This window comes from Kribbella sp. NPDC000426, assembly GCF_040300265.1.
GTDB lineage: Bacteria > Actinomycetota > Actinomycetes > Propionibacteriales > Kribbellaceae > Kribbella.
The window spans coordinates 319,155-342,680 of record NZ_JBEPDK010000008.1 but is presented as its reverse complement, the minus strand read 5'-3'; the positions used below and the strand labels follow the sequence as shown (position 1 = coordinate 342,680).

At 68.8% G+C, this 23,526-nt stretch carries 20 protein-coding genes and 1 riboswitch; of the genes, 5 read left to right on the top strand and 15 right to left on the bottom strand.

What is annotated here, in order from left to right:
• Positions 1–2: 2 nt before the first annotated feature.
• The 4 genes from cobN to ABT313_RS36130 all read right to left on the bottom strand — a co-directional run bounded on the left by cobN (position 3) and on the right by ABT313_RS36130 (position 6,432).
• The gene (gene cobN / locus ABT313_RS36145) at positions 3–3,695 is read right to left on the bottom strand and encodes a cobaltochelatase subunit CobN (RefSeq protein WP_350863309.1); all 3,693 of its coding nucleotides are present in this window, start codon (positions 3,693–3,695) and stop codon (positions 3–5) included.
• Between the two features lie 34 nt (positions 3,696–3,729).
• Positions 3,730–3,838: riboswitch (cobalamin riboswitch) on the bottom strand.
• Position 3,839: 1 nt separating this feature from the next.
• Entirely contained in the window at positions 3,840–4,808 is a 969-nt protein-coding gene (locus ABT313_RS36140) for a DUF3500 domain-containing protein (RefSeq protein ID WP_350863306.1), read from the bottom strand.
• A complete protein-coding gene (locus ABT313_RS36135; protein WP_350863304.1) occupies positions 4,799–5,458 on the bottom strand; it encodes a histidine phosphatase family protein in 660 nt (219 codons plus the stop codon). Before ABT313_RS36135 ends, ABT313_RS36140 begins: the two co-directional genes overlap by 10 nt.
• Before the next feature lie 11 nt (positions 5,459–5,469).
• Positions 5,470–6,432, bottom strand: a complete 963-nt coding sequence (locus tag ABT313_RS36130; protein WP_350863301.1) for a cobalamin biosynthesis protein — start codon at positions 6,430–6,432, stop codon at positions 5,470–5,472.
• Between the two features lie 42 nt (positions 6,433–6,474).
• On the opposite strand from ABT313_RS36130, the gene ABT313_RS36125 reads away from it, so the two are divergent.
• From ABT313_RS36125 to ABT313_RS36115, 3 genes are read left to right on the top strand one after another with little or no spacing between them, the layout of a single operon-like run.
• On the top strand, positions 6,475–7,302 hold the full coding sequence (locus ABT313_RS36125) for a serine hydrolase (RefSeq protein WP_350863298.1): 828 nt from the start codon (positions 6,475–6,477) through the stop codon (positions 7,300–7,302).
• Positions 7,299–8,363 (top strand): mandelate racemase/muconate lactonizing enzyme family protein, encoded by a 1,065-nt coding sequence (locus ABT313_RS36120; protein ID WP_350863295.1) that lies wholly within the window; start codon positions 7,299–7,301, stop codon positions 8,361–8,363. Before ABT313_RS36125 ends, ABT313_RS36120 begins: the two co-directional genes overlap by 4 nt.
• The gene (locus ABT313_RS36115; RefSeq protein WP_350863293.1) at positions 8,360–9,226 is read left to right on the top strand and encodes a C40 family peptidase; all 867 of its coding nucleotides are present in this window, start codon (positions 8,360–8,362) and stop codon (positions 9,224–9,226) included. The genes ABT313_RS36120 and ABT313_RS36115 overlap by 4 nt, the downstream gene beginning before the upstream one ends.
• A gap of 183 nt (positions 9,227–9,409) precedes the next feature.
• On the opposite strand, the gene ABT313_RS36110 is transcribed toward ABT313_RS36115, so the two are convergent.
• The 3 genes from ABT313_RS36110 to ABT313_RS36100 all read right to left on the bottom strand — a co-directional run bounded on the left by ABT313_RS36110 (position 9,410) and on the right by ABT313_RS36100 (position 11,268).
• Positions 9,410–10,441 carry a TerC family protein gene (locus ABT313_RS36110; protein ID WP_350863291.1) on the bottom strand — a complete coding sequence of 344 codons (1,032 nt, stop codon included), beginning with the start codon at positions 10,439–10,441 and terminating at the stop codon, positions 9,410–9,412.
• A 251-nt stretch (positions 10,442–10,692) separates the two neighbouring features.
• Positions 10,693–10,878 carry an MmcQ/YjbR family DNA-binding protein gene (locus ABT313_RS36105; protein ID WP_350863288.1) on the bottom strand — a complete coding sequence of 62 codons (186 nt, stop codon included), beginning with the start codon at positions 10,876–10,878 and terminating at the stop codon, positions 10,693–10,695.
• A 21-nt stretch (positions 10,879–10,899) separates the two neighbouring features.
• Complete coding sequence (locus ABT313_RS36100; RefSeq protein WP_350863285.1) at positions 10,900–11,268, bottom strand: VOC family protein; 369 nt, start codon at positions 11,266–11,268, stop codon at positions 10,900–10,902.
• A 67-nt stretch (positions 11,269–11,335) separates the two neighbouring features.
• On the opposite strand from ABT313_RS36100, the gene ABT313_RS36095 reads away from it, so the two are divergent.
• Complete coding sequence (locus ABT313_RS36095) at positions 11,336–12,223, top strand: carbon-nitrogen hydrolase family protein (RefSeq protein WP_350863282.1); 888 nt, start codon at positions 11,336–11,338, stop codon at positions 12,221–12,223.
• A 26-nt stretch (positions 12,224–12,249) separates the two neighbouring features.
• Here the strand turns inward: ABT313_RS36095 and uvrB are convergent, their stop codons facing one another.
• From uvrB to coaE, 6 genes are all read right to left on the bottom strand, one after another.
• Entirely contained in the window at positions 12,250–14,355 is a 2,106-nt protein-coding gene (gene uvrB / locus ABT313_RS36090) for an excinuclease ABC subunit UvrB (protein WP_350863279.1), read from the bottom strand.
• A 136-nt stretch (positions 14,356–14,491) separates the two neighbouring features.
• On the bottom strand, positions 14,492–15,352 hold the full coding sequence (locus ABT313_RS36085) for a flagellar basal body-associated FliL family protein (protein ID WP_350863276.1): 861 nt from the start codon (positions 15,350–15,352) through the stop codon (positions 14,492–14,494).
• Between the two features lie 31 nt (positions 15,353–15,383).
• Positions 15,384–16,265 (bottom strand): hypothetical protein, encoded by an 882-nt coding sequence (locus ABT313_RS36080; protein WP_350863273.1) that lies wholly within the window; start codon positions 16,263–16,265, stop codon positions 15,384–15,386.
• A complete protein-coding gene (locus tag ABT313_RS36075) occupies positions 16,262–17,338 on the bottom strand; it encodes a hypothetical protein (protein ID WP_350863270.1) in 1,077 nt (358 codons plus the stop codon). The genes ABT313_RS36080 and ABT313_RS36075 overlap by 4 nt, the downstream gene beginning before the upstream one ends.
• Positions 17,335–18,456: a PrsW family glutamic-type intramembrane protease gene (locus ABT313_RS36070; protein ID WP_350863267.1), complete on the bottom strand. Its 1,122-nt coding sequence runs from the start codon at positions 18,454–18,456 to the stop codon at positions 17,335–17,337. Before ABT313_RS36070 ends, ABT313_RS36075 begins: the two co-directional genes overlap by 4 nt.
• Positions 18,457–18,661: 205 nt before the next feature.
• On the bottom strand, positions 18,662–19,270 hold the full coding sequence (gene coaE / locus ABT313_RS36065; protein ID WP_350863264.1) for a dephospho-CoA kinase: 609 nt from the start codon (positions 19,268–19,270) through the stop codon (positions 18,662–18,664).
• 87 nt (positions 19,271–19,357) lie between these two features.
• On the opposite strand from coaE, the gene ABT313_RS36060 reads away from it, so the two are divergent.
• Entirely contained in the window at positions 19,358–19,951 is a 594-nt protein-coding gene (locus tag ABT313_RS36060; protein ID WP_350863261.1) for a hypothetical protein, read from the top strand.
• A 940-nt stretch (positions 19,952–20,891) separates the two neighbouring features.
• Here ABT313_RS36060 and rpsA read toward each other — a convergent pair.
• Positions 20,892–22,370 (bottom strand): 30S ribosomal protein S1, encoded by a 1,479-nt coding sequence (gene rpsA, locus ABT313_RS36055; protein WP_350863258.1) that lies wholly within the window; start codon positions 22,368–22,370, stop codon positions 20,892–20,894.
• Positions 22,371–22,621: 251 nt separating this feature from the next.
• Positions 22,622–23,521 (bottom strand): phosphotransferase family protein, encoded by a 900-nt coding sequence (locus ABT313_RS36050; RefSeq protein WP_350863255.1) that lies wholly within the window; start codon positions 23,519–23,521, stop codon positions 22,622–22,624.
• Positions 23,522–23,526 lie beyond the last annotated feature (5 nt).

The following is a 23,526-nucleotide window of genomic DNA, read 5'->3' as shown; positions in this document are numbered from 1 at the left end:
AATCAGCCGCGGTCCTCGATGTCACCCTCCGTCTCAAGTACTGCGCTCCGCAGCGTCTCCAGCGCCTCCGCCGACGGCTCGGCCCACAGCCCGCGCTGGGCCGCCTCCAGCAGGCGTTCCGCGATGCCGTGCCGCGCCCACGGGTTGGACTTGCGGAAGAACTCCGCCATCTCCGGATCCTTGACGTACTCCGTGGTCAGCGTCTCGTACATCCAGTCGTCGACCACGCCCGCGGTCGCGTCGTACCCGAACAGGTAGTCGACGGTCGCCGCCATCTCGAACGCGCCCTTGTACCCGTGCCGCCGCATCGCGGACATCCACCGCGGGTTCACCACCCGGGCCCGGAAGACCCGCTTGGCCTCCTCCTCCAGCGTCCGCGTCTTGACCTGCGCGGGTACGGCGGAGTCGCCGACGTACGCCTTCGGGTTGGAGCCGGTGAGGTGGCGGACCATCGCGATCATACCGCCGTGGTACTGGAAGTAGTCGTCGGAGTCCATGATGTCGTGCTCACGGGTGTCGGCGTTCTTCGCCGCGACCTGGATCCGGGCGTACGCGCGTTCCATCGAGCCGCGGGCCTCCGCGCCGTCGAGGTCCTTGCCGTACGCGTACCCGCCCCAGACGGCGTACACCTCGGCCAGCTCGGCGTCGGTGCGCCAGTTCCGCGCGTCGACCAGCGGCAGCAGGCCGGCGCCGTACGAACCCGGCTTGGACCCGAACACCCGGGCGGTGGCCGAGCGCAGATCATTGCCTGAAGCTACGTCTTCGGAGACGTGTGCGCGCAGGTAGTTGCTCGCGGCATCCTCGTCCAGGGCGGCGACGGTACGCACGGCCTCGTCGAGCAGCGCGACCACGTGCGGGAACGCGTCCCGGAAGAAGCCGGAGATCCGGATCGTGACATCGATCCGCGGCCGGCCGAGCTCCTCCAGCCCGACCACCTCGAAGCTCGTGACCCGCCGCGACGCCTCGTCCCACACCGGCCGGCAGCCGAGCAGCCACAACACCTCGGCCAGGTCGTCGCCCTGGGTGCGCATCGCCGACGTACCCCAGATCGTCAAGCCGACCGAGCGCGGGTACTCCCCTGTCTCGGCCTGGTGCCTGGCCAGCAGCGAGTCCGCGAGCGCGACGCCGACGTCCCAGGCGTTCCGGCTCGGGATCGCCTTCGGGTCGACCGCGTAGAAGTTGCGTCCCGTCGGCAGAACGTTCACCAGCCCACGCGTCGGCGACCCCGACGGCCCGGCCTCCACGAACCGCCCGTCGAGCGCCCGCAGTACGTTCACGAGCTCATCGCCGGTACGGGCCAGCCGCGGTACGACCTCCTCGGCCGCGAAGGTCAGCGACTGCACGACCTCCGCGGAGTCGCGGCCCAGCACCTCGGCAACGACGACCGGGACCTTCGTCGCGTCCCAGCTCATCGTCTCCATCCCGACGACCAGCTTCCGCGCGACCGCCTCGAGCAGGTCGACACCGTCGGCGCCGCTCACCGCCGGCAGGTCGGCCAGCGTCGCGAGATCTGCGAGGTCCACGGGCACTCGAGGGTTGGAGAGGAGCTCGGCCTCATCCACACCGAACGTGTTCCCCAGCGCGGTCCGCAGCCCCGGGATCGAGTACGAACCACCCCACAGCTGCCGCGCCCGCAGTACCGCGAGCACGAGATTGACCCGCGCCTCACCCGCCGGCGCTCCGCCGAGGATGTGCAGCCCGTCCCGGATCTGCACGTCCTTGATCTCGCACAGGTACCCGTCGAGGTGCAGCACGAACTCGTCGAAGTCCTCGTCCTCGGGCTTCTCCGACGTGTGCAGATCGTGGTGCAGCTGCGCCGCCTGGATCAACGTCCAGATCTGCGCGCGCAGCGTCGGCACCTTCTCCGGATCGAGCGCGGACACCGTCGCGTACTCGTCCAGCAGGTACTCGAGCTTCGCCATGTCGCCGTATGTCTCGGCCCGCGCCATCGGCGGCACCAGGTGGTCGACGACCGTCGCGTGCGCCCGCCGCTTGGCCTGCGTGCCCTCGCCCGGGTCGTTGACAATGAACGGGTACACCATCGGCAGGTTCCCGAGCACCGCGTCCGGCGCGCAGTCGGCCGCCATCCCGATCCCCTTGCCTGGCAGCCATTCCAGCGTCCCGTGCTTGCCCAGGTGGACGACGGCCTGCGCGCCGAAACCGCCCTCGTCGCGCGACGCCTCCAGCCAGCGGTACGCCGCCAGGTAGTGGTGCGACGGCGCCATGTCGGGGTCGTGGTAGATCGCGACCGGGTTCTCGCCGAAGCCCCGGGGCGGCTGGATCATCAGCACGACATTGCCGAACTGCAGGGCGGCCAGCGCGATCGCCGGCTCGTCGCCCGAGGTGTCGACGTACAACTCGCCGGGCGCCTCGCCCCACGCCTCGATCATTGCCGCCTGCAACGACTCGGGAGTGCGACCGAACCAGGTGGCGTAGGTGGACAGCGGGACCTTGGCGACGGCGTTCGCGAGCTGCTCGTCGGTCAGCCAGTCGACGTCGTGCCCACCGGCCGCGATCAAGCGATGGATCAGCCCGTCGGCCCCGTCCGCGCCCTGCAACTCGTTGAGGTCGAGCCCGCCGAGGTCGTACCCGGCCGCCTCCAGCTGGCCGAGCAGGACAACGGCCGACGCGGGCGTGTCCAGCCCGACCGCGTTCCCGATCCGCGCGTGCTTCGTCGGGTACGACGACAGCACCAGCGCGATCCGCTTCTCCGCCGCCGGCACGTGCCGCAGCCGGGCGTGCGCCACCGCGATCCCGGCCAGCCGCGCGCACCGCTCGGCATCCGGCGCGTAGCGGGCCAGCCCGTCGGCGTCGTACGACTTGAACGAGAACGGGATCGTGATCAGCCGCCCGTCGAACTCCGGGATCGCCACCTGCGTCGCCGCGTCGAGCGGACTGATCGCCGCGTCGCTCTCGACCCACTGCTCGCGGGTCGACGTCAGCGCGAGCCCCTGGATCAGCGGGATGTCGAGCGAGGCCAGCGCACCGGCGTCCCACGCGTCGTCGGCACCGCCGGCACTGGCGTTCGCGGCCACCGCCCCACCCGCCGCGAGCAGCGTCGTCACCAGTACGTCGCACTTCCGCAGCAGGTCGAACAGCCCGACGTTCTCCGCCGGATCGAGCCCGCGCAGCGTGCCGCAGTACACCGGCAGCGGTTGCGCGCCGGCCGCGACCACCGCTTCTGAGAGCGCGTCGACGAAGGCGGTGTTGCCGGAGATCTCGTGCGCGCGGTAGTAGACGATCCCGACCACGGGCCGCTCGTCCTCGACGTATGTCCCCCGCAGTCCGTACGCCGGGAGCGCTCGCGGCGGGTCGAACTCGTCACCGGTCAGCAGCAGCGTGTCCCGCAGGAAGCCGGCGAGGTTGCGGAGGTTGTCCGCGCCGCCCTCGCGCAGGTACGCGAGCGCCTCGGTGACCGCACCGGCAGGCACGGTCGACAGCGACATCAGCTCGGCGTCGGGCGCGGCCTCACCACTGACCACGACGGTCGGCTTACCGGAGGCGAGGACCGCGTCGAGACCCTCCTCCCACGCCCGGCGACCGCCGAGGAGGCGGACGACGACGATCTCGGCGGCAGCCAGCAGCGGTCCGAGCTCGGCGAGCTCGAGGCGGGCAGGGTTGGCGACCTTCCAGCCGGCGTCCGCCTCGGCGGCCGCGAGCAGGTCGGTGTCGGCGGTGGAGAGCAACAGGAGCACGAGGGCGTTCCTTCCCCGGGGTATCCACGCCCCGAACGGAGGTACGACGGCGGCAGTTCCTGACTCCCCTTACGGGTCACAGTGGCGGGACCGCCCCGGATTCACACCGGGTTCCTGCTGATGCCGTCGATGACGTGGCTGACTCTAGCGGTGCATGCCGTAGTGGGCCGCCAGGAGGTCCGTGCCCCAGTCGTTGCGGAAGTCTCGCCAGACCGAGTGGATGTGGTTGGCGTCGTCCTGGGTGTTGTCGTACTCGGCGAGGAAGCTGGGGCCGGCGATCGAGTAGTAGTGCCGGTGGCCGACACCGGGCTCGGTCTCGCCGGCCCAGGCGAAGGTCAGGCGCTCGATGCCGCGCTCGGTGATGTCCTGCCAGGTCTGCAGCCCGATCGGTCCGGCCGCGCGACCGACGTACTGACCGATGAGCAGGCTGAGGAGCTGACGCTGGTCCTCGTTCATGTCGCCGTACCCGAGGCCGCGGTGCAGCAGCGACGCGTCGGCGATCGGGTCGTCGCGGGTCAGCATGTCGTCCGGCGCCGCGTCGGAGACCACGGCGACCTCGAGCTGTCCAGGCTCGAGGGCGTGCAGCAGCTGGAAGCCCAGGTCCTGCTCGGCGGCCAGGAACCGCCGGCCTGCCTGCGGACCGGTGCGGATCTCGGCCGGGTTCGAGCCGAGGAACTGCGGGGTGAAGGCGATCGCGCCGTCCACCAGCGTCACGTGCAGCGCGAGGTGGTGCCCGTTCAGCCGCCAGGCCCACGGGTCCGTCCCGTTCGGATCTCCGAGGACCCGGAGGAAATAGCGGTCGCCGACGATCGACCCCTCCCACTCCCCCGACGGCGGCAGGTCAGGCAGCCCGCGGACGAAGACCTCGGCGTCGAGGACGGCCCAGACATCCGCCGTACCGCGGTCGCTGCACCCGGTCGCCACCAGTCGCTCGACGAGCTTCTGCTGGGCCGGCGTCATCTCGGTCAACGCGAGCCCCGGCACATGGCCCGGCAGATACGTCCACTTCTGAAAGTCCGGAATGTCGAACGGGGCCCGGATCTTCTCGAGCTGGGCGGGCGTGAGGCTCGCCAGCAGTTCGAGGACCGTGTCCCGCGTCTGCGCTACAACCATGCCGATCGCTCCCGTTCCGTCGGTTCGTAAGGCGTCCACTGCTCGAACGGCCGGTCCAGCTTGTACCGGAAATCGGGTTGCCGCAGCAGGACGCGTGTTTCCGCGTTGCCCGGATTACGCAGCGACTCGAAGAACCGCACCGACCAGTGGAACCAGCGTGTGCAGAACAACCGCATCGTCAACCCGTGCGAGACCAGCAGCACGTTCCGCGGCGCGTCCGGGTTCTCGAAGTCGCGGTGCATCGTCTCCAGGAACGTCGACACCCGGTCGTAGACGTCCGCACCCGACTCACCCTGCGTGAACCGGTAGAAGAAGTGCCCGAACGAGTCCCGCAGCTTCTCCTGCCGCTCGATGTCCGCGGTGTCCTGCAGATTGGCCCAGTCCTGCTCACGCAGCCTCGGCTCCTCGCGCGGCATCTCGATCAGGTCGTCCAGCCCGAGCGAGTCGAGGGTCTGCCTGGCCCGCAGGTACGGCGAGACATACACGCGGACCGGCTCGTTCTCGAACAGCTCCCGCAGCTCCTTGCCCGTCTTCGCCGCCTGCTCGTGCCCGTGCGGCGTCAGCGGTACGGCGTGATCCGGGATCCGCTCGTAAACGGTCTTGTCCAGATTCGCCTCGGACTCCCCGTGCCGCATCAACACGATCCGCATCGGCCTGTGACTCAGACCCATCGCTTTCCCTTCCGCATGCCGGTGACCGCGGTGATGGCGGCGAGGGCTACCGCAGCCACCCCGACCCGGCGGGCCAGCGCGGCCGTCCTCCGAACGTCGGCGACCGCCGGCGCGGGCCCGTCGCCCAGCGTGCCACGGTCTTCCTGGTAGCTGCCGTAGTCGTTCGTCCCACCGAGCGTGAGGCCGAGCGCACCGGCGAACGACGCCTCGACGGGGCCGGCATTCGGACTCGGATGCTTGGCTGCGTCGCGCTTCCAGACAGCTGTCGCCGCGCGTGGCCGCCCGGCCGCGATCCCGGTGAGCACCGCGCAGACCCGCGCCGGCACCAGGTTCACTACGTCGTCCAGCCGCGCCGACGCCCATCCGAAGTTCTCGTACTTCGGTGACCGGTAGCCGACCATCGCGTCCAGGGTGTTCGCTGCCCGGTAGCCGAGGAGGCCTGGGATGCCGAGGACTCCGCCCCAGATCAGCGGCGCGACGCAGGCGTCCGAGGTGTTCTCGGCGATCGACTCCACCGTTGCGCGGGCCAACTCGTCCGCCTCCAGGTCGGTGGCGTCGCGGGCACACAGGTGGCTCAGCCGGTCGCGGGCGGCCGGGATGTCCTTGTCCTCGAGGAGCTCGGCCATCGTCTCGGCTTCGCGTTCGAGGCTGCGGGCGCCGAGCACGGTCCAGGTCGCCGCGGCGGTGGCGGCAGTGTGGAGGATCGGGTGCTTGCTGGTCAGCCGCTCGACTGCGAAGCCCAGGACCGTGGTGGCACCGACGAGGATCGCGGCGTGGACGGCTCCGGCCACGCGGGAGTCGGAGTACAGCCGTCGCTCGAGTCGGCTGGCGGTCCGGCCGAAGCCCGCGACCGGGTGAAAGCGGCGTGGGTCGCCGAACGCACGATCCGCCGCGAACCCGAGAAGAATCCCCAACCCCCTCGACGCAGCCGGGTGGGTCGTCGTGGAGCGCACCTCAGCAGTCTGCCAGGTCCTGGCTTGTGATTGGGTGACGGCATGGGAATTGCGGAGCTGCTCCAGGGGGTTGGCGGGAGCGGGGAGTTCGGGGTGTGGCTCGGCCGGTTCGACGGCGTACCGGTGTTCGAACACGATGCGGAGCGGGCGCATTACTCGGCCAGCACGATGAAGTTGCCGGTAGCGATGGCGATGATGCGCAAGGTCGAGGCAGGAGAGCTGGCGCTCGACCAGCCGGTGACCGTGCACAACGACTTCGCGTCCGCGGGCAGCGGCCGGTTCGCGGTCGACGCGGATGAGGACGAGGCGCCCGCGACCTGGTCCGAGATGGGCAAGCAGGTGCCGCTCGGCTGGCTCGCGACCGAGATGATCACCCGCTCCAGCAACCTCGCGACCGACCTCGTCCTCGAGCAGGTCGGGATCCCCGCGGCCCACGCCGTACTGAGCGAAGCAACGCTGTCCAGCTCGCCCTCCCCTACGTCCAAGATCCAGCGCGGTATCGACGACGGACCGGCCCAACGCGCCGGCATCAGCAACCTGATGAGCCCGGCCGGGCTCGCCGGGGTGCTTGTTGCGGTCGGCAACCAGAAGGGTGCCTCCGGCGACTACCTGCGCGACCTGCTGGCCGGCAACCAGTGGAACGGCGAGATCCCGGCGCTGCTGCCGGCGGGGACGCGGGTCGAGCACAAGAACGGCTGGGACACCCGAATCCGGCACGACGGCGGGATCGTCCGGCCGGACGACGCGGATCCGTTCGTGCTGGTCGTGTGCACTACGTCCGACCTGCCGGATGCCGACGCGCAGAAGTTGATCGCCTCGATCGCGCTGGAAGCGTGGAACCACCGTCACGACCTGGAGGCCGTGCGGTGAAGATCACGACCCATCGGGTGTCGGCGCCGCTCCACACCCCGTTCATCACCGCGTTGCGTACGGCGACGCACGTCGAGTCGCTGCTGGTCGAGGTGAGCGACGGCGAGCTGAGCGGCTGGGGCGAGGCGCCGCAGGTGTGGAAGGTGACCGGGGACTCGCTCGCCGGTTCGCAGGCGTGTATCGAAGGCCCGATCACGACCGCACTGGACGGGCTCGGTCCGGATGATCTCACCGAAGCGCTGCGGCGGGTGCAGGGTGCGGCCGCCGGCAACTTCGGCGCGAAGGACGCGATCGATGTCGCGCTGCACGACCTGGCGGCGCGGCGGCGCGGGCAGACGCTGCACGGGTTCCTCGGGTCGACGGCCGACGTCGTACGGACCGATGTGACGTTGTCGGTCGGTGATGCGTCGGCGCTGGCGGAGGCCGGGCGTGGCCGGATCGCGGACGGCTTCGACGTACTCAAGATCAAGGTCGGGACGGACGCCGCCGGCGACGTCGAGCGGGTCCGCCGGGTCCGCGAGGCGATCGGGCCGGAGCCGCGGCTGCGGCTGGACGCCAACCAGGGCTGGACCCGCCGCGACGCGGTCACGGTGATCCGGGCGTTGGAGGACGCGGGCTGCGCGATCGAGCTGGTCGAGCAGCCGGTCGCCGCGGCCGATCTCGACGGGATGGCGTGGGTGACCGACCGGGTCAGTACGCCGATCCTCGCCGACGAGTCCGTGTACGGCGTACGCGATCTGGTCGCCGTGATCCGGCAAGGAGCGGCCGACCTGGTGAACGTGAAGCTGGCCAAGTGCGGCGGGCTGGCACCGGCGCGGACGCTGCTCGAACTGGCCCGTGAGCACGGGCTGGGCGCGATCGTCGGCTGCATGATGGAGAGCCACGTCGGTGTCGGCGCGGCGGCCGCACTGGTGTCGGCGTACCCGACGACGACCGTCAACGACCTCGACGCCGCCTGGTGGCTGCGCGAGCCGCCGGTGACCGGCGGAATCCGGTACGACGGCTCACTGATCCACCTGCCTTCTGCTCCCGGACTCGGCGTGACAGGCTTGACCACATGAAGTTAGCCGCTACCAAGGTCCCGATCAGCACGGTCTGGACCGCGCCGGACGCGCCGCGTGACATCGACGCGCCGGCGATCGCCGCCCAACCCGATGTGGCCGGCTGGGCCAAGTCGATGGACACCGAGACCCGGCTGGGGTTGCACGGCCGGACCCTGACCCAGCTGCTGTTCGCCGAGCCCGTGCTGGTGCGCACGGAACGCGACGGCTGGTCGGAGATCCTCGCGCCGTGGCAGCCGTCGTCCCAGGACGAGCTGGGGTACCCGGGCTGGATCCCGTCGAGTCACCTGGGTGAACTGCCGCAGAGCGCGACCGACCCGGTGGCGATCGACGTACCGACCGCATCGCTGCTGGCCGAGCCTGGTGGTCGCCCGCTGGCGGAGCTGTCGTTCGCGACCGTACTGTCGTCGGTGGAGCGCGCCGACGGGTACACCCGGGTTGCAACGCCCGATGAAGGGTCCGGCTGGATCGCCGACGATGCACTGCGGTCGGTGCTGGAGCCGTCGGGACCTGAGGACCGGCTGCGGCTGGGAGAGCTGTTCCTCGGCCTCGAGTACCTGTGGGGCGGTACGTCGGCGCACGGGCTCGACTGCTCCGGCCTGGTCCATACCGTCAGCCGGGTCCTCGGCATGCGGACCCCTCGCGACGCCCACGACCAGGCCGACACTCTGCCCAACATCCCCAGCGACGAAGCCCAGCCCGGCGACCTGTACTTCTTCGGCCGCCCCGGCAAACAGATCCACCACGTCGGCTTCGTCTCCCCCGCCGGCATGCTCCACGCCTCCGAAACCGGCAAACGCCTGGAAAACGGCCCCCTAACCGACGACCGCCGAGCGACTCTTGTAACAGCCGCCCGCTTCTAACCACCCCCCAACACCTGCCGGAAGCGCACTCCCCGCGCCACCGCGGAGCTGCACCACCGCACCACCCCGGTCGCCGCACCACCCGCACCACCTGGCCGCCCGCACCACCGCGCCGCCCGCTCCACCGCGGGCGGCGCTCTCCATCCACCCCGCCCCGAGCGGAGCGAGGGGCGGGTGCTTGTTTCAGGACTCTTTGTGGTGCAGCTCCGGCTGCTCCACGGGCTCCTCGACCGCAGGCTCCTCCGCCTTGATCGTGCGGGACTTGCGGAGGCTCAGGACGGTGGTGATGCCCAGCGTCACGATGATGAAGCCGAGCGAGAACCAGATCGGGATCTCCGGCGCCCACTCGATGTGGTGCCCGCCGTTGATGAACGGCAGCTCGTTCACGTGCATCGCATGCAGGACCAGCTTCACACCAATGAACGCGAGCACCACCGACAACCCCAGCGACAGATACACCAGCCGCTTCAGCAGATCGCCGAGCAGGAAGTACAGCTGCCGCAGCCCCATCAGCGCGAAGACGTTCGCCGTGAACACCAGGAACGGCTCCTGCGTCAGCCCGTAGATCGCCGGGATCGAGTCCAGCGCGAACAGCAGGTCGGTGGTGCCGAGGGCAATGATCACGATCGCCATCGGCGTGACGAGCCGCTTGCCGTTCTTCTTCAGCGTGAGCTTCACACCGTTGTACTCGTCGGTCGCGTTCAGCCGCTTCTTCGCGAACCGGATGACAGCGTTCTCCTTGAAGTCGTCATCGTCGTTCTCCCCCTGCTTGGCCAGGTGGATCGCGGTGTAGACCAGGAACGCGCCGAAGATGTAGAAGACCCACGAGAACTGGTTGATCGCGGCCGCGCCGACCGCGATGAAGATGCCGCGGAACACCAGCGCCAGGATGATGCCGACCAGCAGCGCGGTCTGCTGGTACTTCCTGGGCACCGCGAACCTGCTCATGATGATCAGGAAGATGAACAGGTTGTCGACGCTCAGGCTGTACTCGGTCAGCCAGCCGGCGAAGAACTCCCCGGCGTACTGCCCGCCCGAGAAGAACCAGACGCCGAGGCCGAAGACCACCGCGAGGCCGACGTAGAACGCGATCGCGGTCGCCGACTCGCGGGTGCTCGGCTCGTGCGGGCGACGGCCGATGACGAAAACGTCGAACGTCAGCAGCGCGAGCAGCACGCCGACGGTGATGTACCAAACGTAGTCAGCTACGTGCACAGAATCCTCCGGAGCTCAGATGAAAAATCGACTCCGAAGGTCTCTTCCGCTGCGCTCAGCCAGTGAGCCCAGCCGGGGGCACCGGGCGCGGGGCAAAAGCCCTTGACCGTGATGACGATGCCGCCGCGAAGGAATACTCCCCTTCTCCACCATCATTGTGACGGGTGAACGTCCCAGTCGCCAAATCCCGAACGCCGTGTCTGCCTGTCGAAATGATCACAGTCAGTTCGAGGAATAGTTGCAGTGCGTGATCAGCCCGGGCGCTTGCTCCGCGGCAGCTTCGCGACGATCGTCTCGTACGACGTGTCGATCAGCTCGCGGATCTCGTCGTCGGGCACCGCTCCCCCGAGCCGCACCGTGTTCCAGCCGGAGCGGCCGATGTACGCCATCTTGCTGACGTCGTCCGGGTAGGTGTCGACGAACTCGTCCCCGCTCATCCGCGTCACCGCAGGCCTCCGTCAGCTGTGAGAGACGACCTCGACGTTGTTGCCGTCGGGGTCGCGCATGAACACCGCGTAGTACCCGGGGTGGTACTCCGGCCATTCCTTCGGCTCGTGCAGCACCTCGGCGCCCAGCTTCTGGACGGCCCGATGCACGCTGTCGACGACCGCCCGGTTCGCCGCTGTGAACGCGAGATGAATCTCCCGCTGCGCCCCGCCCGTGGTCTGCTTCCCGAGCCAGAACTTCGGTACGCCGTCAGGGCCGGACATCCCGAGCACGTCCCCGAAGTCCATACTCACCGTGATCCCGAGCGGCGCCAGCACAGTCTCGTAGAACTCTCGCGCAGCCCCGAGATCGTCACACTGCACCGACACATGATCGAGCACGCGTCCTCCCCTGCTCACCCGCTGATCTCCCAGACCCGCACAGTACCGCCGCCGTACGCTGCTCGACATGACTTCTGTTGTGGTCGCCGCGGTCCAGGCGGGGTCGACGCTTTTCGACACACCCGCGACGCTCGTCAAGGCCGAGCAGTACATCCGGGAGGCGGCCGCGGCCGGTGCCCGGTTGATCGTCTTGCCAGAAGCCTTCCTCGGCGGATATCCGAAGGGGTTCGACTTCGGGATCACCGTGGGGTCGCGTTCGCCGGAGGGACGTGACCTGTTCCGGCGGTACCGCGAGGCCGCCGTACGACTCGACGGACCCGAGACCACCCGGCTCGCCGAGCTGGCGGCGGAGCTCGAGGTGCACCTGGTGGTTGGTGTGATCGAGCGCGACGGCGGGACGCTCTACTGCACGGCGGTGTTCGTCGATCCGCGTGACGGATTGGTGGCGCATCACCGCAAGCTGATGCCGACCGCAGCGGAGCGGTACCTGTGGGGGCAGGGAGACGGCTCGACGATGCCTGCCGTCGAGACAGACCTCGGTGTCCTCGGCGCGGCGATCTGCTGGGAGAACTACATGCCGCTCTTCCGGCAGTCCATGTACGCGAAGGGCGTGCAGATCTGGTGCGCCCCCACGGTCGACGACCGCGACCAATGGCAGGCGACCATGCGGCACATCGCCCTCGAGGGCCGCTGCTTCGTCGTCAGCGCCAACCAGTACCTGACCGACGGCGACACCGTGCTCATCAACGGCGGCAGCACGATCATCTCGCCGCTGGGCGAGATCCTCGCCGGTCCGCTCCGCGCCGAGGAAGGTGTCCTGGTCGCGGAGCTCGACCTGGACGAGCTGGATCGCGGGTACTTCGACTTCGACTCGGTCGGGCACTATGCGCGGCCGGACATCTTCAGCTTGACCGTGGACGAGACGCCGCGCCGCACCGTCGTACGCCGGAGCTGAGAGGCCCGGCGTACGACGGTTTGGGGCTATTTGGCGCCGGCGTTGGTCATCTGGCGGAGCTCCTTCTTCAGTTCGGAGATCTCGTCGCGGTAGCGGGCCGCGACCTCGAACTGGAGCTCGGCGGCGGCGTTGTGCATCTGGTCGGTGAGTTGCTGGATCAGGTCGGCCAGGTCGGACGACGGGAGGCCGCCGGCCAGCTCCTTCGCCTTCTCGCCGGCCTTCGCCTTGCCGCCGCCCGGGACCGGCGCCTTGCCGCGGGACTGCGTACGGCCGGAGCCGAGCAGTTCGGCGGTGTCGGCGTCCTCGCGGGCCAGCATGTCGGTGATGTCGGCGATCTTCTTCCGCAGCGGCTGCGGGTCGACGCCGTTCGCCTCGTTGTACGCGTTCTGCTTCGCACGCCGGCGGTTGGTCTCGTCGATCGCCTGCTCCATCGACGGGGTGATCTTGTCGGCGTACATGAACACCTGGCCGGACACGTTACGCGCCGCACGGCCGATGGTCTGGATCAGCGAGCGGCCGGACCGGAGGAAGCCTTCCTTGTCCGCGTCGAGGATCGCGACCAGCGACACCTCCGGCAGGTCGAGGCCCTCACGCAGCAGGTTGATGCCGACGAGTACGTCGTACTCCCCCATCCGCAGCTCGCGGAGCAGCTCGACCCGGCGGAGCGTGTCGACCTCGCTGTGCAGATACCTCGTCCGGATGCCCATCTCGAGCAGGTAGTCGGTGAGGTCCTCGGACATCTTCTTGGTCAGCGTGGTGACCAGGACGCGCTCGTTCCGCTCGACGCGGAGCCGGATCTCGTGGATCAGGTCGTCGATCTGGCCCTTGGTCGGCTTCACGATCACCTCGGGGTCGACCAGACCGGTCGGCCGGATGATCTGCTCGACGAACCCGTCGGATTTGTCCTGCTCGTACTGCCCCGGGGTCGCGGACAGGTAGACGGTCTGACCGATCCGCTCGAGGAACTCCTCCCAGCGCAGCGGCCGGTTGTCCATCGCGGACGGCAGCCGGAAGCCGTGCTCGACCAGGGTCCGCTTGCGGGACATGTCGCCCTCATACATCCCGCCGATCTGCGGGACGGTCACGTGCGACTCGTCGATCACCAGCAGGAAGTCCTCGGGGAAGTAGTCCAGCAGGCAGTGCGGCGCCGACCCCGGCTCGCGGCCGTCGGTGTGGCGCGAGTAGTTCTCGATCCCCGAGCAGGTGCCGATCTGGCGCATCATCTCGATGTCGTACGTCGTCCGCATCCGCAGCCGCTGGGCCTCGAGCAGCTGCCCGTTGCGCTCGAGCTCGGCCAGCCGCTCCTCCAGCTCGGCCTCGATCGAGGTGATCGCGCGCTCCATCCGCTCCGGCGCGGTCACGTAGTGCGTGGCGGCGCCGATGTAGACCTCGTCCTCCTCGCTGATCACCTCGCCGGTCAGCGGGTGCAGCGTCATCACGCGCTCGATCTCGTCGCCGAAGAACTCCACCCGGACGGCGAGCTCCTGGTAGACCGGGAACACCTCGAGCGTGTCGCCGCGGACCCGGAACGTGCCGCGGGTGCCGGCCAGGTCGTTACGCGCATACTGCACGCCGACGAGCTTGCGGAGCAGGCCGTCGCGGTCCATCTCGGCGCCGACCTTCACGTGGATCATGCGGTTCAGGTACTCGTCGGCGGAACCCAGGCCGTAGATGCAGGACACGGTCGCGACCACGACCACGTCGCGGCGGGTCAGCAGCGACCACGTCGCGGAGTGGCGCAGCCGCTCGACCTCCTCGTTGATCGAGGAGTCCTTCTCGATGTAGGTGTCCGTCTGCGGTACGTACGCCTCGGGCTGGTAGTAGTCGTAGTACGACACGAAGTACTCGACGGCGTTGGCGGGGAAGAACTGGCGCAACTCGTTCGCGAACTGGGCGGCGAGCGTCTTGTTCGGCTGGAGGATCAGCATCGGGCGCTGGACCTTCTCGGCCAGCCAGGCGATCGTCGCGGTCTTACCGGTACCGGTGGCGCCCAGCAGTACGACGTCCTGCTCGCCGGCGTTGATCCGCCGCTCCAGGTCCGCGATCGCAGTGGGCTGGTCACCCGCCGGATCGAAATCCGACACCACCTTCAGCGGGGCGACCATACGCTGAAGATCCGAGACCTGTCTCATGCCCTCCACCGTACGGCCCCCCGCCGACAGTTTCTAAAAACCCCAGGTCAGAACCACAAAACACACCCGCCTCGCTCCGCTCGGCGGGTGGTTCGGAGAGGGCGGCCCGGCCCCGACAGTTTCTTGGAACCGCAGGTCAGAAGCTCTTGACGACGCTGTTGTTCATGTAGATGAGCTCGTTCACCCGGCGGCCGTAGACGCGGGCCTCGAGGGCCGCGTCGGTGGCCGTGACCCGCTTGAACTTGTCCTGGTAGGCGGTCACGAAGCCCCGCATCGCGATCTTCGCGCCGGTCTTGGTCACGTAGGTGCCGTTGTACTGCACCGCGTAGCAGGACGTGATGTTCGGGTTCGCGGCCCGGCAGGCCACGGTCTTGCCGATCTTCACCCCCTGGTAGCTGGCCGACTCGATGTCGACGAGGTGCTCGGCGAAGGTCTTGGCGTCATACAGCTCGGTCTGGCGGACCCAGTAGTACCCGTCGATCAGGCCGCGGGCGTTGAACTGCTGCAGGATCCAGTTCTGCCCGGCGTACGTCTTGTCCGGGGACTTCAGCCAGCCCTTGGACGGGGTGAACCAGATACCCCAGCCGACCTCGACACCGGCGTCGTTCGGGCCCTTGGAGTCGTTCGGCGTCGGAGTCGGGGACGGTGTGTACAGCGTGCCGACCGGGTCCGGCGTCTGCTGACTGGCCGGCTTGTCCTTGCCGCTGCCGTTCACGAGCAGCACCACACCGGTCGCGACGAGCAGCACCGCCACGATCGCACCGGCCATGATGATCCAGGCCGTCTTGTTCGACTTCGGCGGCTGATGCGGCCGCTGCGGCCCCGGTCCCCAACCACCAGCACCCGGACCACCAGCGCCACCAGCACCGCCGGCCCCAGCCGGTCCCCAGCCACCAGGCGCCGTACCCGGGCCACCCTGCGGCGCAGTACCCCAGCCACCCGGCGCGGGAGCAGGTGCGGGCGGCGGACCCGGGGGCGGACCGTACTGCTGACTCATAGTGTTTCCTCGCGGTAGTTCCGGTGGTTCGTCACAGGCTGTCGATCACGGACTTCTTCATGATCGCGGCGTCCGCCTCGGCCTTCTGGGCGAAGTCGACGCGGGTCCGGAAGTCGAGTGCGGTGACCACGTTGTCCTTGCGCCGGTACACCTCGACCGAGCCCTGGACCTTCACGTCGACGTTGTTCTCCTTGGCTGTGGAGGTGTAGTCGATCGCGACGCACTCCACCAAGACGTCCTTCGGGCACGGCAGGTTCCGTACGTTGCCGAGCTGCGCGACCTCTTCCTCGGTCTCGCCCTCGACGATCCCCAGCAGGTACGCCTGCGCGGTGACGTTCTGCTTCTGCCGCACCCACAGGAACGCCCGCGCGTGGACGGTGTCGTTCGGCGGGTACGTCGCGACCTGCTTGCCCCGCGTCTCCTTGGTGAACAGCGTCCACCCCGGCGCCGGGACGATCGAGACGCCGAACCCGACCGGGATCGCGTTCGGCGGCGGCTGGTACGACGACTTCGGCGCGGTCGGCGTACCGACCGGCGTACTCGGCGTCGGATCGGCCTTGTCGTCGTCACCGCCGCCCGACAGCAGGACCAGCGCGACGGCCACCAGCGCGACCACGATCAGGCCGGCGCCGATCGGGATCAGCAGCGGCGGGAACCCGCGCTTCTTCTCCGGCGGCGGGCGCCGCAGCGACGGCGGCCCGACGTTCTCACCCCAGGCCGACGACGTCTCCGTCGCCGGCCCGGGCCCAGGACCGGGTGCACCGCCGTCGCCCCAGGGCGACGGCGGTGGCGGCACCTCGAGGTTCCACGGCGACGGCGGAAGCTGCTCCTCCGGCGCGGCGTCGTCAGCCTCCGGCCCGGGCTGCGGCACCCAGGGGTTGCTGCTGGAACCCTTGTCGCGTTTTCCGCTCACTGACTCTTGACCACCGACAGCAGCATCGCGTCCGAGTCCGTCTGGATCGTCGCTACCTTGTCCTTGCGCCCGTAGACCCGCACGATCGTGATCACGCCGTCGTTGCGCTCGATCACGCCGACGAAGCCGACCACCGGGAGGCTGCCGTTCTGGCTGCTGGAGATCGCGCTGAAGTTCTGCGTGGTGACAACCTTGACCGGAGTCTTGTCGTCCGGCCCCGGCTTGGTCACCTTCGGCTGGCCGGTCTTCACCGAGGACAGGTCTTTGGTCTCGGCGTTCAGCAGCTTCGGCAGCACGGTGTCGGTGTTCTCGTCGGCCGCGGCCTTCCAGGCGTCGACCATGAAGTACGCCTCACCCTGCTTCAGCAGGTACACGCCGTCGAACCCGTCCAGGCTCTTGCGGATGTAGCCCGGCTGCGGCTTCACGTAAACGCCTTGGGATACCTCGATGCCCTCGTCGACGCCGGTCGGCTCCGTGCTCTGGCCGGTGGTCGGCTTCGTCGTGGGCGTCGGGCTCGGGTCGGCCTTCTTGTCGTCGCCGTTGAAGACGAGCGCCAGTACGACGCCGATGATCGCGACCACGGCGAAAGCACCGCCGGCGATCAGCAGGGTCTTGCTGCCACCGCCTTTGCGCCGCGGCTGCTGGTTGTACTGACCCCACTGCTGCTGGCCACCGTACTGCTGCTGCTGTCCCGGGTACCCCTGCTGGTACTGCTGCTGACCGGGGTACTGCTGCTGTTGCTGGTACTGCTGCTGACCCGGGAAGGTCTGCTGACCCTGCTGCGGCTGACCCTGCTGGGGCTGCGCGTGCTGAGGCTGGCCCTGCTGGGGGTACGGCGGCGGACCTGGCTGGCCATAGCCGGGCGGGGCCTGCTGTGGGCGCCCATAACCGGGCTGGCCCTGCGGCGGTTGGCCGTAGCCAGGCTGCCCCTGCTGCGGCTGCCCGTACCCGGGCTGCTGGCCATACCCAGGCTGCTGGCCCGGCTGGCCCTGCTGACCTGGCGGACCCGGCTGGCCTCCGTACGGCTGCTGTCCGCCCTGGCCACCGCCGTACGGCGGCTGCTGGTTGCTCATGCCTGCGTCTCCCCAGTCGTCGCGGCGGTCGGTGCGGATACCCCGCGGGCGGACTTCGGCACGGATCGCACCGAGTTGCCGCAGGCGGAGCAGAAGTCGGAGTGCGGGAGCAGCGGCATCTCACAGCGCGAGCAGAACGCCAGGTCGCCCGACGCGTGGTTGGAGCCACCCCGCGCGGCCGACTCGAGTGCAGCCTCCAGTAGACCCTTGTGGAGCACGGTCCGCACCCGGATGATCAGCGCGCCGAGCAGCACCAGGCCCCAGACCACACCGAGGATCGAGCCGATCGTCGAGCCGTGCCCGCCGACGAAGCCGAGCAGGTACACACCGCCCTGGAAGAGCGCGTTCACCGCCATCGCCTGGAGCAGACCGGCCACCCAGCGCGGCGTGAACCCGTCGTACCCCTCGCCGAGGCCCGAGAACTCCGCACCGGCCAGACCGGTCGCGGAGCCGTACACCAGCGGCTTGATGAAGCCGTGCAGCACCACGATCGAGATCCACGTGCCGGCACTGCTACCCGGACCGGCGAAGCCGCCGCTGATCCAGCCCCAGTGCAGCACCAGCGTCTCGAAGCAGGCGTAGCCGACACCGGCCACCACGCCGAAGGTGAAGCCGTCCATGAGGTCGTCGTACCGCGGCCGGGAGGCCAGGTAGAGCGGACCGATCTGCCGGATCAGCTCCGAAACCACCGGCACCAGCAGGAGCAGGATCAGCAGGTCCCGCCCGGACGGACCGGCGCTGTTGCCGCCGATGGTGTCCAGCGAGAGCGCCAGCTTGTCCTTCCACAGCCAGGTGAAAACGGCCGCGAGTACGCCGGTCAGCACGAAGGCCGCGGCGACCACCGGGATCGGCTCGTCCTCCCAGAGGTTCACGTCGTACAAGTAGATGATGTAGACGATCGGGATGGCGAAGGCCGCGATCATGATCGCCACCGGCAGCGCGCCGAGCGCCGCCGTCACCACGGTCAGCAGCAGGGCGATGCCCAGCGCGACCTTGTAGGTGTACGGCTGCTGGCCGGACCCCTGGGGCATGATCGTCGAGACCAGTTTGAACGACGCCACCGGCTCATCCGGCTTGGCGGCGTACGCCTTCTTGCGCTCGGCATCCCCGGTACGCATGTCGTTGCCACAGTGGTGGCAGAAATGCGAGACCTCGGGGACGTCAGAGCTGCAGCGCGGACACACCACGCCATCCTCCCTACTTCGGACGTCCGTTCCGGCGCGGGGCGCGCCGTCGGTGGCCGGCCTGCAGGAGTCACCCCGGGCCGGACCGGGACAGATTCTCGTACAGCCGGTCCCGGATTCATCATTTACCGCGCAGGGGTCACCTTTTCGTGTCCGGACCGTGCCCTGTGAGTTCTTCCCATACCTCGTCGAGGCGGCGGTCCAGGTCGGCCAGACTGCCGGAGTTGCCCACCACGACGTCCGCGGCCGCGAGCCGGTCCTCCCGGGACGCCTGGCTGGCGATCCGCTGTTTCGCTTCCGCGTCAGACATTCCGCGCTGCGCTGTCAGCCGCTCGACCTGCACCTCGACCGGTACGTCGACCACGAGCACGACGTCGAACTTGCCGGCCTGCCCGGTCTCGACCAGGAGCGGGATGTCGTGCACCACGATCGCGTCGTCCGGCGCCCGGTGCTCGATCTCGGCGGCGCGCGCACGGACCCGTGGATGGACGATCGCCTCGAGCTTGCGCCGGGCGGTCTCGTCGCCGAACACGATCTTGCCCAGCGCCGGCCGATCCAGGTCCCCGTCGGCGGTCAGTACGCCGGAACCGAACGCCGCGACCACCTCGTCCAGCCCGTCGGTCCCGCGCGCGACCACCTCGCGAGCCAGTACGTCGGAGTCGATCACCACCGCGCCCCGCTCAGCCAGCCGCGACGACACCGCACTCTTCCCGGCGCCGATCCCGCCAGTCAGTCCCACTCTCAGCACCCCAGCACCCTATCGGCGGGCCTAGCATGGCTTATGGGGTGGTGGCGGCGGAGACAGGATGCGCAGGAACTGAAGCACGTCCGCCGGATGGCCGAGGAGGACGTCGTCCAGTTCGGGGAGGAGCTGGCTCGGCTCGGTGAGCTGCTGGAGGGCAGTGCGCTCGACGCGGAGACCCGGCACGACTACCAGACCGCCCTCGACGCGTACGAGACCGCCGAACGGCTGGTGGACCGGCTTAGCTCGTTCGAGGCGATCAGCGCGATCGTCGACACGCTGACCGGTGGACGGTACGCGCTGGCGTGCGTCCGCGCGCGGGTCGCGGGCGATCCGCTGCCGGAACGCCGTACGCCGTGCTTCTTCAACCCACAGCACGGTCCGGCCGCGCGCGACGTGGTGTGGACGCCCCGCAGCGGCCCGACGCGGAAGGTGCCCGCCTGCGCGCAGGACGCGGCCCGCATCCAGGCCGGCGAGGACCCACCCGTCCGCCTCGTCCGGTACGGCGAACAGCAAGTCCCCGCCTGGGAAGCCGGCGCGCCGAACGAGCCCTACCGCATCGGCTTCTTCTCCGCCAGCGGCGCCCGCGCCCACGTCATGGAACTAAAAATGCGCCTCAAAGGCGAAGGCCGAGGCCAATGGGGCACCGACCTAGGCAAACCCCGAATCCGCCGCCCCTACGACTGAAATCAAAAGAACAAGAAAAGAAGATCTAAAGAAGGACGGAGAAAGAGGAACTTAGAGTCATGGCCACCTCCGGCGGCCAGCCGGAGGTTCACCTCCACGCCCTAGTCCGGTCAGACCCGCTTCGATCAAGGCGAGGCCGGCACCGGCACGTCGTACTCGCGCTGACGTAGGCCCGAGCCGACCGCCCCGGGCCCAGCCTTCCGGAACACCGCTCCCAGTGAGCGCAAACTTCTCTCCGGAAAGCAGCTGTCGGCGCCGTCAACCCTGCTCGTCCGCCGAGTCGTGGAAAGTGGTTCAGAAAATCTGCCGGGATCCACGACTCGACATTCGGGGTCGGAACCATTCGCCACGACTCGGCGAGGTTGTGGACCACGCAGGCCGACGGGCGTGCGCCGAAGGCAGCCACCACTCCAAATCTCGTCCCTGTGTGAGGGCTGTTCAGAAGGTCTGGGTGACGGTCAGCCGACCGCGGCGCGGAACTACCGCCCTGGCTGACCGGACTTGGGGAGGATCCTGCACCGATTCGGGCACAAGATCCTCCCCAACCACGACTGCCCGCGGCGCGGAGGCGGACCGCCACCACTCAGCTACCCACGCCACTGGCACCAACGCCACGTGTCACGCGCCTGCGGCCACGGGCCTGCGTGCGGTTGATGAGTGACTCACGTCCGGACCACACCCACGGCACGAGCTCCAGCCGTCGGGCCGGGCCGGCGGTTCCTGGCCGCTCTCCAGAAGGAACTCCGGGCCGCGCCGACTCCGCGCAGGCAACCTCCGGTACGCCACCGAAGCCAGCCACCACTCTAAATCTCGCTTCTTTCTTGGTCTTTCCTCTGTTGTTTCCCGCAGTTTTGTTGGTGTTTGGGAATGCGAGAACCCCCGCACCTGATGGTGCGGGGGTTCTCTTTAGTGCGACCGGAGGAACTCTCCGGGCAGGGGGTCAGCCCTGGCCGGTGAGCTTCTCGCGGAGGGCCTGCAGGGCCTCGTCGGAAGCGAGCGCGCCCTCGACGGGAGCGTCGTCCTTCGGGGCAGCGGCCGAGGAGTACGTCGAGGCCTCGCCGGCTTCGACGTCCGCCGTCTTGGCGTCCTCGATCTGCTTCTTGTGGGCCTCCCAGCGCGTGTGGGCCTCGGCGTACTGCCGCTCCCACTCCTCGCGCTGCGCGTCGAAGCCCTCGAGCCACTCGCCCGTCTCCGGGTCGAAGCCCTCCGGGTAGATGTAGTTGCCCTGGTCGTCGTACGTCGCCGTCATGCCGTACAGCGTCGGGTCGAAGTCGTCCGAGACCGGGTCCAGCCCCTCGTTGGCCTGCTTCAGCGACAGCGAGATCCGGCGACGCTCGAGATCGATGTCGATGATCTTGACCATCGTGTCGTCGTTGACCTGGACGACCTGCTCCGGGATCTCGACGTGACGCTCGGCCAGCTCGGAGATGTGCACCAGACCCTCGATGCCCTCCTCCACGCGGACGAACGCACCGAACGGAACCAGCTTGGTGACCTTGCCGGGCACGATCTGGCCCATCTGGTGGGTCCGGGCGAACTGCTGCCACGGGTCTTCCTGGGTCGCCTTCAGCGACAGCGAGACACGCTCGCGGTCCATGTCGACGTCCAGCACCTCGACCGTGACCTCCTGGCCGACCTCGACGACCTCGGTCGGGTGGTCGATGTGCTTCCAGGACAGCTCCGAGACGTGCACCAGACCGTCGACGCCGCCGAGGTCCACGAACGCACCGAAGTTGACGATCGAGGAGACGACACCCTTGCGGATCTGGCCCTTCTGCAGCTGGGTGAGGAAGTTCATCCGCACCTCGGACTGCGTCTGCTCCAGCCACGCCCGGCGGGACAGGACCACGTTGTTGCGGTTCTTGTCCAGCTCGATGATCTTGGCCTCGATCTCCTGGCCGACGTACGGCTGGAGGTCGCGGACCCGGCGCATCTCGACGAGCGAGGCCGGCAGGAAGCCACGCAGGCCGATGTCCAGGATGAGACCACCCTTGACGACCTCGATGACGGTGCCGGTGACGACGCCGTCCTCTTCCTTGATCTTCTCGATCGTGCCCCAGGCCTTCTCGTACTGGGCGCGCTTCTTCGAGAGGATCAGACGGCCTTCCTTGTCCTCCTTCTGGAGAACCAGGGCCTCGACGTGATCGCCGACGTTGACGACCTCGTTCGGGTCGACGTCGTGCTTGATCGACAGCTCGCGGGAGGGGATCACGCCTTCGGTCTTGTAACCGATGTCGAGCAGGACCTCGTCCCGGTCGACCTTGACGATGGTGCCCTCGACGATGTCGCCGTCGTTGAAGTACTTGATGGTCTGATCGATCGCCGCGAGGAAGTCTTCCTCCGACCCGATGTCATTGACCGCTACCTGCGGGGTGTTGCGCACTGCGGGGTCGAGGGGAGCCTCGATGCTGGCCGTCATGTGGTGGGTTGCTCCGTGGACTGGTGGTGTCGTGCGGTTGCGTCATGAACCTTTGGATCGCACCAAACCGCGGGATTGCCTGAAGACGACAGATTCACCACCGACTGCTGCGAGTCACGAGCCTGCTCGGTCCGAGGTCGCGCGGGCCCATAGCGCATCTGACAGAATACCGGTCTTCACGAAGGCAGCACAACCTGGGGCACCCGGTGCCTACCGAGCGCCCGCCGAGGACTCTCGACGTGCCATTGACTTCAGAGTACGACGTCCAGGTCGGGACGGCCTGCGGAGAGGTCTCCCGTGTCCGCCATTCGGAAGACCAGCCGGTGCGCCGCGGTGGCGACCTCGTGGGCGCCTGCCCGCGTGGCGAGGTCCAGCAGCGCCCACAGATCGGCCGCCCGGCCCAGATCGACCAGCCGCTCCCCCAGCCCGGTGGCCCGCAGCAGCCCGCTCCCTCGCAGTACGCCGAGAACGGCTCCCGCCAGCACCTGGTCGGTGCTGAAGCGGAGCAGGTTGCCCAGATCGGCGTACGGCGACCCGCTGTGGGCGAACTCCCAGTCGATCAGCCCGGTGATGCGGACCGTCTCCGGGTCGATCAGCAGGTTCTTGGGGTTGAAGTCGCTGTGCACGAGGCAGAACCGCTCGACGCCCTCGGCCAGCAGGTTCTCGGCGTACGTGAACACGCTCTCCAGGCCCTCCCGCTGCGCCGGCGTCATCCCGAGGTCCAGGCTGTCGACGTACTGCTCCAGGTCTCCGCGCAGCGGCTCGATCCCGAGGTCCCCGTCGCGGAACAGCCCGAACGAGCGGAATGGCATCCCGCTCAACCGCACCAGCAGCTCCCCCAACTGCTCCCCGACCCGCCGCCGCTCGGACTCCCCGGCCGTCGCCAGATAGACCTCCAAGTTCACGCCCGGCAGCCGTTCGGTCAGCAGGTACGGCGGGTCGTCCGGCGCACCCTCGCGCTTCACGTCGAGCACTCGCGGCACAGGGAGCAGCCCGCGCACCAGCTGGAGCAGTGCAGCGTCCACAGCCGCCCGCCCGGGGTCCTTCAGATAGAGCTTCAGTACGGCGTCCTCCCCGCCCGCGCTGACCGCGTAGGTCTGGCCCTGGTAACCGCCTTGCAACGGAACGGCGCTAGCGGCGAAGTCGCTCATGGTTT